Consider the following 13,814-nt stretch of genomic DNA (forward strand, 5'->3'; position numbering starts at 1 on the left):
AATTTAAAGAATCTCCTTATAGGTGGCTAGAGCGTTGATAGCTGCGCAAGTGATGGCGGATCCGCCGCGACGCCCGTGCACGGTAATAAAATCAGTGCCTAGTTCACGAGCCTTTTCACTGAGTGCCAGTTTTGATTCAGCAGCACCGATAAATCCCACGGGGATACCTAAAATAACCGCTGGTCGAGGACGGTGTGGGTCGGCCTCGAGCCAATTAAGCAGGTGAAAGAGAGCGGTGGGTGCATTTCCGATAGCTACAATTGAGCCGGCAAGTTCGGGCTCCCACAGTTCCACGGCAGCGGCGGTACGGGTGGTATTTAGTCGACGTGCAAGATCCCTAGTGCGTTCGTCGTGGAGAAAGCACAAAGCTTTATTATCTCTAGGCAACCTGGCCCGTGTGATGCCAGCGTGCACCATGGTGACGTCGGTGATAATTGGGCGCCCCTGGAAGAATGCTTCTCGGGCGGAGGTAACTGCATCGGGGGAGAATTCGATATCTCGAGCGAGGTCAGTCTCGCCAGCAGCATGAATCATGCGCACTGCTATTTGTGATTGCTCGGTGGTGAAGGTCGAGAGATCTGATTCCTCTCGAATCATGGCGAATGATTGCCTGTAAATCTCATCGCCATCAGTGATATAGCTAAAACTCATCGATTATATACCTCGTATTCGCCGTCACCTACTGCCACATAGTCGGTGTATGTGGTCAGTGGGTGCCCACAGCGACGTTCGCAGCCGGAAAAATGGACAGGTGTGTCTAAATCGTAGCCTCTTTCTATAAACTCACTAGCATCGCTGCGCGTGACAGAGTGGGATTTTTGACACCCCGGTAAACCTGTACAGGCACTAACCTTCAGCCAGGGAGAGTTCGCATCAAGGATGAGGCCTAGGGGCGCGAGTACCTTAACAATTGCTTCGGCGTCACCTTCGGTGAGATCATGGACAACCAGCGAAGCCCACGGCGTAATGGAAGTATCAACTTCGATGACTCCGAGAACCTGAAGAGCCTGCTGTGGGATCACCCCGAATGGCAGTCCAACTCCTAGGCTAACGGTGCCGTCTTCATTGTCGAGCCATCCGACTGGTCGCATATGGTGTTCGGGCTCTGGTCTTATGATATCTCTGAGATCTTCATAGCTTAATGCAGTGTTCTGGGACCATAACTCCATGATCTCACGAGTTAGGCTCGCCGATTCGGCTACTCGCCACAGCTTGCCCCGATGCGATTGCCAGTATCGAGCGGCATCGAGCAGAGAGTCAATCATAGTGCGCTGATCGGGAGCGCAATAGGGCGTGGGTTCACCCGCGAGAATGAGCCTATAGCTGCCATCGGATCGATGCTGCGCTCCGAAATCTACACGTTGACCGAGAATATCGCCGCGCCCAGAGTCGATTCCGAATAGAATCCGTCCGGGTAAGGCGGCTACGTCACTATCGGCCAGTATGGCAGCATCCAAGGTTCGGCTATCAGCTTGAGCTTTAGCTGAAAGGGGGGAGGCTAGGATATTGCGCATGCGGTCGTGAGCTATCGAGGGCACGAGACCACACTCGATGGCTCGCGAACTAAAAGCCGTGTGGTCGTTCACACCACGAATTTGCAGATTGGAGCGGGTTGTGATGTGCGCTTCACCGTCGCCGAGCTCAAGTGCCAATTTGGCGATAACGGACCATGTCTTCGCTGTGATCCGTCCTCCGGGAAATCGCAACCGACCTATATAGCCATCAGAAGCTGGGAATAGTTTGAGAGCACCAGGACATTTATCTCCGACAGACCTGCTGAATGGGGTATCTGACGGGACTGCATCAATGGAGCGAAGGTGAGATCTGGTCATAGCGGCGATTCTACTAATATTCTCAACCTTTTAATAACTTAGGAATCCCTTAATAGCGTGCTAAGGTGCACCAATATCCTCGCTGCGGTGGATATATCCGGGCCGCGCGAACAAGCGTTTAGGCCCAAGACACCAATCTACGAGGAATCTCAGTATACACTTACTCTATTACGGCAATGATTACCAAGAAGGTCTCTCATCGCCTCAGCAATTTATCCATATGAACCCGGAAGGATCATTTTTTCTCGATGATCACACTGCTCTCGACCTCCGATACCGACCTGCTCTCCGCACGAGCAGCCAGCGAACACCCTGATGTTCATTACCACTACGCGAACCCCAATTATCTCAACTCTGACAGCCTCAGTGAACTCATCGGAACAACCGATATCTTTGTGGTTCGGCTTCTTGGTGGCAAGAGAGCGTGGGAATGGGGGATCGATGCACTGCTTGCTTCACCAAAACCCGTGGTCATAGTCTCGGGGGAGCTGGCGGTCGATGCCGAGCTCACCGATCTTTCCACCCCTCCGGCTGGTGTGGTCACTACGGCCCATACCTATCTAGCGGAAGGTGGATTCGATAACCTTCATAATCTCCATAACTTCCTCTCCGACACGCTCCTTCTCACCGGTTTAGGTTTCCAGCCTCCACGACGAATGCCACTGTGGGGTTACCTCGAACAAACAGACTCCTTGGATACGCCATGGAACCAGGGTGCACCTAGCCCTCGTATCGGCATTGTGTATTACCGCGCTCAGCACCTGGCAGGGAATACCCACTATATCCATGCCCTCGCGGACGCTATAGCCGCCCGTGGTGCCACCGCTATTCCTATTTATGCGGCCTCATTACGCCAGGCACCAGAAGATCTCTTAGCTGAACTCGCCACCTTCGACGTACTCATCACTACTGTTCTTGCCGCTGGTGGTACGAAACCTGCAACGGCTCAGGCCGGAGGTGACGATGAGGCGTGGGATGTCGCCCAACTGGCTGCCCTCGATATCCCCATCATCCAAGGTCTCGCCTTGACGAGCCCTCGCCGAGAGTGGGAAGAATCTGATGAAGGTCTGTCCCCACTGGATGTGGCGACCCAGATCGCAGTTCCTGAGTTTGACGGACGCCTTATTACCGTGCCTTTTTCCTTTAAAGAATATGATCAGGCGGGACTGATCACCTATATCCCGGATCCCGAGCGTTGCGAACGACTCGCAGGCATTGCCTACCGGCACGCCGTGCTATCGACAATTCCGCCCGCCGAAAAGAAACTCGTTCTCATGTTTTCGGCCTACCCCACCAAGCACGCACGCATTGGTAATGCCGTGGGTCTTGATACTCCGCAGTCAGTCTTGCGTGTCATCAGGGCCCTAGTAAAAGCAGGCTATGACCTCGGAGATCCAGCCCTGATTCCAGGCTATAGCGAAGATGGCAACCTAGACGGCGACGCACTCATGCACGCTGTGATCGATGCTGGTGGACATGATCCAGAATGGCTCACACCCGAGGTCATGGCCAATAACCCGTTGAAATTATCGGGAGATACCTACCGGGAATTTTTCTCGACGCTTCCTAAAGAGATGCAAGAGGAAATGATCGAGCACTGGGGACCAGCCCCTGGAACCCATTATGTCAATCCAGAAACAGACGAGATTTATATAGCAGGTTTAATCTTCGGCAATGTTGTTATCATGGTCCAGCCTCCGCGCGGCTTCGGAGAGAATCCTGTGGGAATCTATCACGACCCTGACCTTCCAGCGAACCACCATTATCTAGGCGTTTACTACTGGCTGCGTGAGGTTTTTGGTGCCGACGCCATCGTGCATATGGGTAAACACGGAAATATGGAATGGCTGCCAGGAAAAAATGCTGGACTATCGGCACAATGCTATACCGATCAGGCCATCGGGGAGCTACCGCTAATCTATCCATTCCTCGTTAACGATCCAGGGGAGGGCACACAGGCCAAACGGCGTGCTCACGCCACTTTGGTTGACCATATGATTCCTCCGATGGCCCGCGCGGAATCCTATGGCGATATCACTCGTTTGGAGCAGCTGCTTGACGAACACGCCAATATTGCAGCGATGGATCCCGCAAAGTTACCAGCGATTCGCCAGGAAATTTGGACTCTACTGCAGGCTGCCAAAATGGACCGTGATCTAGGTTGGGATGAACGCCCCGACGAAGACGCCTTCGACGATAAAATCATGGAAATCGATGGTTGGCTATGCGAGATCAAAGATGTGTCCATCCGCGGAGGGCTCCATATCCTTAGCGAAGAAGTTACTGGTGACGTGCGCGTTGAGCTGGTTTTAGCCATGCTTCGTGCCCGCCAGCTGTGGGGCGGGGAATCCGCGGTTCCTGGTCTACGAGAAGCCTTAGGACTCGCAGAGACTGGAGAAGAAAGCCGCACTCGAGTTGACGAGGTGGAGGCAATTGCGCACCGGTTACTCTCCAGCCTTGAAGCACAGCATTGGCGCAGTGGGGAAGTAGATCATCTTCTTGCTTCGGCTGATTACCTCCCGGACGATCTTGACCGCCGTGGCCTGCGTGACCTTCTTGTATTCGCATGCGAAGAACTCATTCCTCGGCTTGCTGCAACCTCTCGCGAGGTGGAACAAATCCTACGCGCTCTGGATGGCAAATTTATTGAAGCCGGCCCCTCTGGTTCTCCGCTCCGCGGACTTGTTAATGTGCTTCCCACGGGCCGCAACTTCTATTCTGTAGATCCCAAATCCCTGCCCTCACGATTGGCTTGGGAAACAGGGCAGCTGCTCGCTGATTCCCTGGTTGAGCGGTATTTAAAGGAACACGGAACCTACCCGAAGTCTGTCGGCCTGTCGGTTTGGGGTACCTCCGCTATGCGCACCTCTGGAGACGATATTGCGGAGGTATTCGCACTACTTGGCGTGCGACCCGTATGGGACGACGCCTCGCGACGCGTCGTGGATCTCGAAGTCATCCCTCTCGAGGAATTGGGGCGACCCCGCATTGACACTACGGTGCGCATCTCGGGCTTTTTCAGAGATGCCTTCCCCCATGTATTAGCGCTCATCGACGATGCTGTAAACATGGTGGCACAGTTGGATGAGAGCCCCGAGGAGAATTATGTGCGCGCTCATATCAGCGAGGATGCGGAAGGCACAGATCGTCCTATACGCCGAATATTTGGTTCCAAGCCTGGCACCTATGGGGCCGGACTGTTGGAGCTTATTGAATCTGGGAATTGGCGCGACGATCAAGACCTCGCGGAGGTCTACACCGCATGGGGTGGCTATGCATATGGCCGCGGCGTCAATGGCGTCGAGGCTAGCGATGATATGCGCCGGGCGTACCGCCGCATTCAAGTAGCGGCAAAAAATGTTGATTCCCGGGAGCATGACATAGCCGATTCTGACGATTACTTCCAGTTCCATGGCGGTATGATCGCGACGGTCAGAGCTCTGACAGGTGCTGATCCTGAAGCTTATATTGGTGATTCCACCCGCCAAGAAACAGTAAAAACCAGAACCCTGCACGAGGAGTCGCGGCGCGTTTTCCGTGCTCGCGTAGTCAATCCCCGCTGGCTCGAAGCAATGCGTAACCACGGCTATAAAGGTGCTTTTGAGATGTCAGCGACCGTGGACTACCTCTTCGGCTATGATGCCACCACAGGTCTTATGGAGGATTGGATGTATGAAACTCTCACGGACACATATGTAAAGGACCCAAAGAATCGGGAATTTTTCCAGGAATCGAATCCGTGGGCGCTGCGTGATATTGCCGAACGGCTTCTCGAGGCAGCCGAACGGAAGCTGTGGGAGGAACCTAGCCCCGAAGCACTCGATACTCTGCGTACTACCTTCCTAGAGATGGAGGGAGAACTCGAAGATCGCTAATATCGCGTCATGAGCGCGCCGCCTGAAAGCCCTTCGGCGGCGCGCGCGTTATTGCGCTAGTATTTTGCTATGCCATATTTTCTCGTTGTGCCCTATTTCGTGTGCGAGGCGCTGGCCTTTTGGCTGGTATCCAAATGGCTGGGAGTGGGCGTAGCCCTTTTACTGCTATTTGCATTCTTCTTTGCAGGGCTATTATTAGCCGCAATTGAGATGCGCCGAGTTGCTCGTAGTGCCTCCCTAGGAAGCAGTGCTGGACAGGCGGTTGGAGATCTAGGTCTGCTTGCTGCGGGCGCAGTGGGTGTTGCTCTGCCCGGTTTTGTCACCACACTGATAGGACTTATTCTCATCATCGCCCCTACCCGGGCCGTCGTGCGCCGTCTTTTGGCTAAAAAACTACGAGCCAAGATCGCGGATCTAGGGGTACGCAGTTTCGAAATGACCCAGGGCTACCGCTCTCCGCACAGCTACGGCCACTTTGGGCCGGGGGCACAATCCCGTGCCTCAGGGAGCTCAGTGACCCCAACGGCCGAAACAATCGACGAGGAAGAGCTCAGCACGTGGTCGAAAAATCTTAATCCTGAAGATTTTGACGACCCCAAAAAGTCCTCATGAGGCATAAACCTTTGGTAATTTTTCTCGGCCGGATAGCGCTGAGCGCTTTTGGGGGCCTGCTAGTTTATAGCGGTTATCAACCCCTGGGGTGGTGGAAGGCGGCAATCGTCGGGGTGATTGTGCTCGTGCTATCGCTGAGCCCCTATAACGGTCGTGCTGTGAGTATGCGCAGTGGCTCTGTGATCGCTTTCGCCCACAGTCTCGTGGTCTACCTCCTGATGCTGCCGTGGATTGGTGAGTTTGTCGGAGCCTTCCCATATATAGCGCTAGCAATCTTTTTGGCACTGTATTCTCTTCTCTTAGGAGCAGGTGGAGCAGTTATACTCGCCCATCGATACGGTTATATCGGTTTCGCTTTTTACTATGTCACCATCGAGTTCCTGCGTTCCTCATGGCCCTATGGTGGCTTCGCGTGGGTCCGCCTAGCATGGACGCAGATTGATGGTCCGTTGGCATCCCTGGCATTTCTCGGGGGGCCTGCGCTGGTGAGTGCCATGATTTGTCTGCTCGCCACAACGCTGGCCCGCTGGAGAATGGATCTAGGCCACGGGCTGGTGCTCAGCCTTGTCGTGATTTTAAGCGCCACCGCCATCATGATGCCCCGAGGTGAAAGCACTGAGACGGTCACAGTCGCAGCAGTGCAAGGCAATGTGCCACGGCTGGGCCTCGATTTCAATGCCCAGCGGCGTGCAGTATTAGGCAATCACGTGGCAGAGACTGCACGGATCTCTGAACCTGTTGACTTCGCAGTGTGGCCAGAAAATTCTTCCGATGTCAACCCCTTCGAGGATGGGGATGCTCGGCGTTTGATCGATCAAGCGGTATCGCAGCTCAATGCGCCAATCCTAGTGGGCACAATTACTCGAGATGAGGCGGGGGCACACAATACAATGCAGGTTTTCGATCCAATTTCAGGACCAGGGGAGTACCACCACAAGAAATTTCTCCAGCCGTTTGGGGAATATATGCCCATGCGTGATTTTTTCCGTACTTTCTCCTCTATGGTGGATCTAGCCGGCAATTTCCAACCTGGACACGGAGATGGCACGGTAGCGATACGTGCAATGCAACTGGGACGCAACGTACGCGTTGGTATCAGCACCTGCTATGAAGTTGCCTTTGACCAAGCGGGGCGGGATGCCGTCAGAGCTGGAGCAGAAATTCTGTCCACTCCGACAAATAATGCCACATTCGGATTCAGCGATATGACCTATCAGCAGTTAGCAATGAGCCGGATGCGCGCGATCGAATTGGATCGAGCTGTTATTGTCGCGGCTACTTCTGGGGTATCAGCGATTGTGACACCCGATGGAAGTATCCAGTCTCGAACAGGAATTTTCGAGGCCAAGAATCTGACAGCTTCCGTGCCGCTGAAAGACAGTCTCAGCCCTGCGGCTCGTTTTGGCTCAGACATCGAGTGGGCCTTAGTCATGATGGGGCTTGTCGCTGTGGCGCTATCGATTGCATTAGTACGTCGGAAACTCTAGAGTCTTTTTCGCACCCACTTCCATAGAGCGACCGTGGGTATCTGACCTGTTAAAGGAGAATATCTTGAGCTCTCAGACTCTCGTCTTGATCCCAACCTACAACGAAGTGGGTAATCTTCCGCTCATCACCTCAAGGGTGCGTGCAAGTAACCCGGATGTTGATATTTTGATTATCGACGATAATTCTCCCGACGGTACCGGTGATTTGGCCGATGAACTAGCCAGCGGCGATGACCATATCTTCGTACTGCACCGCGAGGGCAAAGGCGGCCTACTCGGCGCCTATATCGCAGGGTTCCACTGGGGCCTTGAGCGCCACTACGACATTCTGGTGGAGATGGACGCCGATGGTTCCCATGCTCCAGAGCAATTGCACCGACTTCTTGACGAGATCGACCAAGGCGCTGACATGGTGATTGGTTCACGATACGTTTCTGGTGGGGAAGTAGTGAACTGGCCTCGCCATCGCTACCTCCTATCAAAGGGAGGCAATGTCTATATCTCTGTCGCTTTAGGGGCGGGCATCAAGGACATGACAGCTGGCTATCGGGCCTTTAGACGCGAGGTCTTAGAACAGGTGAATTTTGATGAGTTGTCCCGTGCGGGCTATATCTTCCAGGTGGATATGGCGTGGCGAGTGAATAATTTGGGTTTTGATATCCGCGAGGTTCCTATAACCTTCACTGAACGCGAAATCGGGGAATCGAAGTTGGATGGATCCTTTGTGAAGGATTCGCTGCTTGAGGTGAGCAAGTGGGGCTTGACTTATCGCAGCGAACAGGTTAAGGCGATCGCCAGAGAGAGTTATCATCTTATTGCTCACGAAGTTAAGAAGTGGCGTAAAGAACACTATATTTAATCGAAAAACCGCAGTGGACATATCCCACTGCGGTTTTCGCTATGCATTAGTGAACGTTTTCCTCTTCTGCGCGAGCGGCGGCTGCCTCTTCCTCCTGCTGCTTGAGAAGCCGAGCTGCGTTTCGACGCCGTCGGCGTAGCTGATCAATACGCTCTTCTAAGAGCTGGTCAAGCTCTTCGATTGAGCGCCGTTCCCGCAGCATATCCCAGTGAGTTCTCGGTGGTTTCGTTGGCTTAGCGGAGACTCCTTCACCCTCCATGAGATGACCGGTCTGGCCGTTCTTGCACTGCCAGGTCTCGGGGATTTCGGCGTCGTGAGCGAAGGGGACGTCATAGATGTCGCCTGTTTCGGTCTTATAACGGACCATCTGGCGAGGTGCTAGATCGTGGTCGCGGTCGGTTTCGTAGCTGACGGCACCCATTCGGGAACCACGGAGAACGCGGTCTGCCATAGTGCGAATCAGTCCTTTCCTTAAAAGTTCTTCCCCCGCTCAACAGCGGTAGGGGGATTGACGCGAGTACCTTTTACTCACGGATCATTGGATATAACGTTACACCACGGTGAAAAGTTCCGAGTTGAGGTCTGTGACGGTTGTGCTGGGGGTCTAGTGACCTGGTTGCTAGACTGGGAAGAATGGCAGGTAAACGAGCGCTGGCGTGTCAGTGGTGTGGAACCGAAATAGAAAAGCCGCTACGCGGAAGGCCACGCAAATACTGCAGTCAATCATGCCGCCAGCGCGCTTATGAGCAGCGGAACGCGGTTGTAGGAACGGTCATTTCCTCCGAGGCTGTTATCATAACTCCTGACAGGGCTCATCAGCTTCAGGATTCGCTCTTCGAGCTGAGGTGCGCTGCTGAGGATATTCAAACTGCTGTTGCCGAGGGAGCGCATCCCGATGAAGTGGCTGCATTGTGCGCAGAATTAGTTGGGATCTCCAAAAGTATTGAGCAGTTGAGATTAAGGTAGGGTAATGAATCTAAAAGCGCGGATAGCAATTTTTGTGACGGTGACTGCGGTTGTACTCTTAGGTCTCTTCGCCCTAGCATCGGCGGTCATTCCTGTGCTATTGGGCCCCGGTATTAAGACGGGCAGCATAGACACGGCCGCTACCAAACCGGCCACCACCGATTTAGACGGCTATTGGACTGTAGTATACGGACGTTCTCCTCATATATCCTCAGTGGGATTTACATTTGGAGAGTTGCTGCCGTCGGACCGACGGACTACGTCTGGATCGACCCGAGGCGTACGAGGGGATATCAAGATCGCCGGTGGAACCATTCAGTCAGGTCGCATTGAAGTTGATATGACATCTATTTCATCTGATAGGGAACGCCGAGATATTAATGTACGTCGAAAAATCTTCGATACCGATATCTATCCCACAGCTAATTTTAGGCTTACTCAGCCGGTAGATATCAGCTCTCTTCCCAGCAACGGTGCCGCGGGGGTAGTAAACATCACCGGTGAACTTACTATCAAGGACACTACACAGGAGATCACCAGTGAGTTTTTGGCCGTGCGCGATGGTGATCGAATTTCTATGAGTAGTACAATTGATATCAACCGCATCGACTATGGTGTGAAAACTCCTGACTTTGTGGCGGCAAAGATTGACGAGGAAGGCGAATTAAATATTCTACTGACCTTCGAGAAGATAAAACCTGAACCGGAAGACTCTGCATCGTGAATGATCCACGGATGCAACCGATGCTATGGCTGCGTCTAGTCGTGGTTGTGGCCTTTACCGCATATGTACTCATCCAGGGAAGCTATATCGCCGGTGGCATTGGCTTAGTCCTGGTGGTGATGATTAGTATCCAACTATACAGAATCCGAAAAACCATGAGAGACAGTCTTAGCAAGTAGAGATGCGAGCACACAAATAATGCCCGCTATTGTGTCACTGTGACATAATAGCGGGCATTACTTCATCTTGGCCTAAACCATAAAATTGTCCGATAATGTACATTATGTCATTTAGCCGACTTCCCCAAGGATCACCGACGCCTCGAACCGCGCCGTGTCGTCAACACCAGCTGGGCGGCATCTAAGGCACCATAGCGCATCAAGGCTTCCCGCAAGGCAAGCTGGAAAATCCACAAGCGCCGATACGTAATATCAAAACCATCCGCGGCCGCTTCTCGTAACTTGCCTTCAAAGATCTCGCGTTGCATTTTCAAGCCTTCGACATAATGACTACCACTATGTGTTTGCGATATGATTCTGCAGTGAGTGTGAGTGTCCACCAGACGGTGAATGTCCTCGGTCCTTAAATAATCCAAGGCTGGTGACACATAAGCCCTCAAAACTGCGAGGCTCTCCTCACTAGCCTTGGATCGCCTTTCAGTGGCGACCACAGTCTGCATCGCTATATAACCACCAGGGGCAATAACATCGTCTATGAACTTCATATATGCTTTTTTCGCACCCCCTCCCATATGCTCCAACTTCTCCACTGAAACAATCGCATCATAATTGCGAGACCACGTCTTGGGTGAAGGAAATAAACCGTCGATATGCTCCACTCTCACCGCTTGACTCAGTTCCGCTAAATCTTCACAATTGAGTATCCGGCGGATATAGCGCACGTATTCCATGTCGCTGCTGACAATGTCCACCGTGGCCTTTACATGTGCCGCAGCGAGTGCCATCGCTGGCCCCGAGGCCGGAAAATCTAAAATATGTGTACCAGTGCCCACGTGGGCAGACCGAAGAAGTTCATGGAGAGCTCGCCACTGAGCATCCGCTAAATCAGCACGCTCTACATGTGCAGGCGGCGACACCTCGGTAAGGTCAACGAAATGTGCTGCTGACTCTCGGCCGCGTCGAGCGCCAGGCGCGTAGCTTTTCACATTGATACGCTGTGTCGTTGGCACTCCCGAGGAAAATAGTGTGCCGTGAGGGCTCATCCCATCCCCGGAAAAATGCTTGTAGAGAGCTGCTGGGATCTCCGATCCGTCGTATATGCCACCCACAATCTGCCGAAAATGGCGCGGGCGATACTCAATCTCAATAAGTTTTTGCAGCACTGCTGGGAGGTCTGGCGCACTCCACTCGCCCGCCATAAACCCCTCGGCAAAACCCAACCAACCAGCATGAGCAATCCGATAAAAGAGCTCTTCACGCGCAACAACGATATCCGGCCGATCCCCCGTCAGAGCGATTTCCGCCTTCTGACAGGCTGCGGCAAATTCGGCTTCGCTGCGCCTAGCTCGAGCGGCCATAAATCGCCCTGATGGAATGTGGGCAATACCAGGCCACGCCTCGGCGTCAATATATTCGAGGTGCGCCGCAAAATCGCGGTGCACAGAGCTAAATATCGCGATGACGCATCCCTCCGCTTCTCGAGTGCACAGTTTTTTTCTATTTTATAGGGCAATACGGGTGTACCCAGGCGCGGCACACGGAACAGTCACCGGGTAAAATTCCTGGATTTGGAATTCGCGGAAAATTCACGAAGACGAAAATCGAATTAGTTTTCAAATAGGAAATTGAGTGTGGCAGCGACTAACATGTTAAAAATCACACCACGCTGTCAGTGTGGTGCGAAAACACTAGTGTCAAACAACTAAGAATACATCCTTTATTTTCATCTTGATGAAAACCGATGTATGAGGAGAAAATTTTCATGCCTGAAACTCCATTCCGCCCCGAGGGTGGACGCCACCACGTCGTCGTCATCGGCTCCGGATTCGGTGGACTATTCGCAGTGAACAACCTGAAGAATGCGGATGTGGATATCACCTTGATCGACCGCACGAATCACCATCTTTTCCAGCCATTGCTCTACCAAGTGGCTACGGGCATTCTCTCGTCAGGTGAGATTGCACCAGCGACGCGCCAGATTCTCAACGAACAGGAGAACGTTAATATTCTCAAGGGCGAGGTGACCGATATCGACCTGCAAACCAAGACGGTTCGCACCGAACTTGGCGGTTTCCATAAATTGGTCTCCTATGATTCTTTGATCGTGGCCGCAGGTGCAGGACAGTCTTATTTCGGCAATGATCACTTTGCAGAATTCGCCCCAGGTATGAAGACTCTCGACGATGCTCTCGAGCTCCGGGCCCGAATCATGGGCGCCTTCGAGCGCGCGGAACTATCAGAAGATCTCGAAGAGCGCGATCGTCTCCTAACTTTCGTCGTTGTGGGTGCCGGACCTACCGGTGTGGAATTGGCTGGCCAGATCGCAGAACTCGCACATCGTACTCTATCGGGGGCGTATAGTCGCTGCAATCCCGCCAACGCCCGCATCATCCTGCTCGATGGGGCACCGCAGGTTCTTCCCCCGTTTGGCAAACGTCTCGGCCGCAACGCCCAGCGTTCCTTGGAAAAAATTGGCGTAACAGTCAAACTCAATGCAATCGTCACCGATGTCACCAGCAGTGCAGTGACCTATAAAGATACCGTGAGCGGTGAAAGCTTCACCATTGACTCCTATTGCAAGATCTGGTCTGCCGGTGTCGCGGCTTCCCCACTGGGCAAGCTCATTGCCGATCAGGCTGGGGTTGAGGTAGATCGCGCAGGCCGCGTCCCGGTCAATTCCGATCTCACCGTGGCCGATGAGAAAAATGTCTTCGTCATTGGCGATATGATGAACTACAACGGATTGCCAGGAGTTGCCCAGGTTGCTATCCAAGGTGCAGAGTACGTAGCAGATCAAATTGCTGCTGAAGTAGAAGGTCGCTCCGCTGAGGAACGCCCTGAATTCGAATACTTCGACAAGGGCTCCATGGCTACAGTCTCGCGCTTTAATGCGGTTGTTAAGCTCGGCAAGGTTGAAATCACCGGATTTATCGGATGGATACTTTGGCTTGTGGTCCACCTCATGTTCATCGTGGGCTTCCGTAACCGGTTCATTTCAATGATCTCGTGGGGCCTTAATGCCATGTCGCGCAAGCGCTGGCACTTGGCTACCACAAGACAGCAAATGCACTCGCGCACTGCATTGCAGAAACTCATGTCCAACGTCGACGACTATACAGATGCCCCCATTGAGGTTCGAGATACCTCCCGCTTTGGTCGTTCCTAATACGAGTTAAACCAAAAAACGCTGGGACACACCACTCTCCCAGCGTTTTTTCGTGCATGCCGCTAGCGGTAGTCTATCCTGTGACAAGCGCTCCTCTTTTCTAGGTAGAAAGTT

Annotated in this window: 12 protein-coding genes; 8 read left to right on the plus strand and 4 right to left on the minus strand. The window is 53.1% G+C overall.

Annotation, left to right across the window (positions count from 1 at the left end; translation table 11 throughout):
- Positions 1-3: 3 nt before the first annotated feature.
- Complete coding sequence (locus NXT01_RS01950; RefSeq protein ID WP_259076968.1) at positions 4-651, minus strand: precorrin-8X methylmutase; 648 nt, start codon at positions 649-651, stop codon at positions 4-6.
- Positions 648-1,832 (minus strand): precorrin-3B synthase, encoded by a 1,185-nt coding sequence (locus NXT01_RS01955; RefSeq protein WP_259076970.1) that lies wholly within the window; start codon positions 1,830-1,832, stop codon positions 648-650. Before NXT01_RS01955 ends, NXT01_RS01950 begins: the two co-directional genes overlap by 4 nt.
- 248 nt (positions 1,833-2,080) lie before the next feature.
- Between NXT01_RS01955 and cobN the strand changes: the two genes are divergently transcribed.
- The 4 genes from cobN to NXT01_RS01975 all read left to right on the plus strand — a co-directional run bounded on the left by cobN (position 2,081) and on the right by NXT01_RS01975 (position 8,665).
- The gene (gene cobN / locus NXT01_RS01960; protein WP_259076972.1) at positions 2,081-5,707 is read left to right on the plus strand and encodes a cobaltochelatase subunit CobN; all 3,627 of its coding nucleotides are present in this window, start codon (positions 2,081-2,083) and stop codon (positions 5,705-5,707) included.
- 69 nt (positions 5,708-5,776) lie between these two features.
- On the plus strand, positions 5,777-6,319 hold the full coding sequence (locus NXT01_RS01965) for an FxsA family protein (protein ID WP_259076974.1): 543 nt from the start codon (positions 5,777-5,779) through the stop codon (positions 6,317-6,319).
- 17 nt (positions 6,320-6,336) lie between these two features.
- Positions 6,337-7,806, plus strand: coding sequence for an apolipoprotein N-acyltransferase (gene lnt, locus NXT01_RS01970; protein ID WP_259077106.1), 1,470 nt, complete (start codon positions 6,337-6,339; stop codon positions 7,804-7,806).
- A gap of 64 nt (positions 7,807-7,870) precedes the next feature.
- Complete coding sequence (locus tag NXT01_RS01975; RefSeq protein ID WP_396124695.1) at positions 7,871-8,665, plus strand: polyprenol monophosphomannose synthase; 795 nt, start codon at positions 7,871-7,873, stop codon at positions 8,663-8,665.
- Between the two features lie 46 nt (positions 8,666-8,711).
- Here NXT01_RS01975 and NXT01_RS01980 read toward each other — a convergent pair whose 3' ends face one another.
- On the minus strand, positions 8,712-9,116 hold the full coding sequence (locus NXT01_RS01980; protein WP_259076976.1) for an RNA polymerase-binding protein RbpA: 405 nt from the start codon (positions 9,114-9,116) through the stop codon (positions 8,712-8,714).
- A 182-nt stretch (positions 9,117-9,298) separates the two neighbouring features.
- Here NXT01_RS01980 and NXT01_RS01985 point away from each other — a divergent pair, with 182 nt between their 5' ends.
- Genes NXT01_RS01985 through NXT01_RS01995 form a run of 3 tightly spaced genes read left to right on the plus strand, consistent with a single transcriptional unit; the run spans position 9,299 to position 10,534 of the window.
- Positions 9,299-9,631: a hypothetical protein gene (locus NXT01_RS01985; RefSeq protein WP_259076978.1), complete on the plus strand. Its 333-nt coding sequence runs from the start codon at positions 9,299-9,301 to the stop codon at positions 9,629-9,631.
- 4 nt (positions 9,632-9,635) lie between these two features.
- A complete protein-coding gene (locus NXT01_RS01990; RefSeq protein ID WP_259076980.1) occupies positions 9,636-10,355 on the plus strand; it encodes a YceI family protein in 720 nt (239 codons plus the stop codon).
- Positions 10,352-10,534: a hypothetical protein gene (locus tag NXT01_RS01995; protein ID WP_259076982.1), complete on the plus strand. Its 183-nt coding sequence runs from the start codon at positions 10,352-10,354 to the stop codon at positions 10,532-10,534. Before NXT01_RS01990 ends, NXT01_RS01995 begins: the two co-directional genes overlap by 4 nt.
- A gap of 131 nt (positions 10,535-10,665) precedes the next feature.
- On the opposite strand, the gene NXT01_RS02000 is transcribed toward NXT01_RS01995, so the two are convergent.
- Complete coding sequence (locus NXT01_RS02000; RefSeq protein WP_259077108.1) at positions 10,666-11,892, minus strand: cyclopropane-fatty-acyl-phospholipid synthase family protein; 1,227 nt, start codon at positions 11,890-11,892, stop codon at positions 10,666-10,668.
- Positions 11,893-12,296: 404 nt separating this feature from the next.
- Between NXT01_RS02000 and NXT01_RS02005 the strand changes: the two genes are divergently transcribed.
- The gene (locus NXT01_RS02005) at positions 12,297-13,700 is read left to right on the plus strand and encodes an NAD(P)/FAD-dependent oxidoreductase (RefSeq protein ID WP_259076983.1); all 1,404 of its coding nucleotides are present in this window, start codon (positions 12,297-12,299) and stop codon (positions 13,698-13,700) included.
- Positions 13,701-13,814: the final 114 nt, after the last annotated feature.

It is taken from the genome of Corynebacterium sp. ES2775-CONJ (assembly GCF_024814515.1).
Classification (GTDB): domain Bacteria; phylum Actinomycetota; class Actinomycetes; order Mycobacteriales; family Mycobacteriaceae; genus Corynebacterium.

Excerpts from the sequence above, each read along its gene's own strand:
- NXT01_RS01950 (WP_259076968.1), bottom strand. The coding sequence starts at position 651 with ATGAGTTTTAGCTATATCACTGATGGCGATGAGATTTACAGGCAATCA.
- NXT01_RS01955 (WP_259076970.1), bottom strand. The coding sequence starts at position 1,832 with ATGACCAGATCTCACCTTCGCTCCATTGATGCAGTCCCGTCAGATACC.
- cobN (WP_259076972.1), top strand. The coding sequence starts at position 2,081 with ATGATCACACTGCTCTCGACCTCCGATACCGACCTGCTCTCCGCACGA.
- NXT01_RS01965 (WP_259076974.1), top strand. The coding sequence starts at position 5,777 with ATGCCATATTTTCTCGTTGTGCCCTATTTCGTGTGCGAGGCGCTGGCC.
- NXT01_RS01980 (WP_259076976.1), bottom strand. The coding sequence starts at position 9,116 with ATGGCAGACCGCGTTCTCCGTGGTTCCCGAATGGGTGCCGTCAGCTAC.
- NXT01_RS01985 (WP_259076978.1), top strand. The coding sequence starts at position 9,299 with ATGGCAGGTAAACGAGCGCTGGCGTGTCAGTGGTGTGGAACCGAAATA.
- NXT01_RS01990 (WP_259076980.1), top strand. The coding sequence starts at position 9,636 with ATGAATCTAAAAGCGCGGATAGCAATTTTTGTGACGGTGACTGCGGTT.
- NXT01_RS02000 (WP_259077108.1), bottom strand. The coding sequence starts at position 11,892 with ATGGCCGCTCGAGCTAGGCGCAGCGAAGCCGAATTTGCCGCAGCCTGT.
- NXT01_RS02005 (WP_259076983.1), top strand. The coding sequence starts at position 12,297 with ATGCCTGAAACTCCATTCCGCCCCGAGGGTGGACGCCACCACGTCGTC.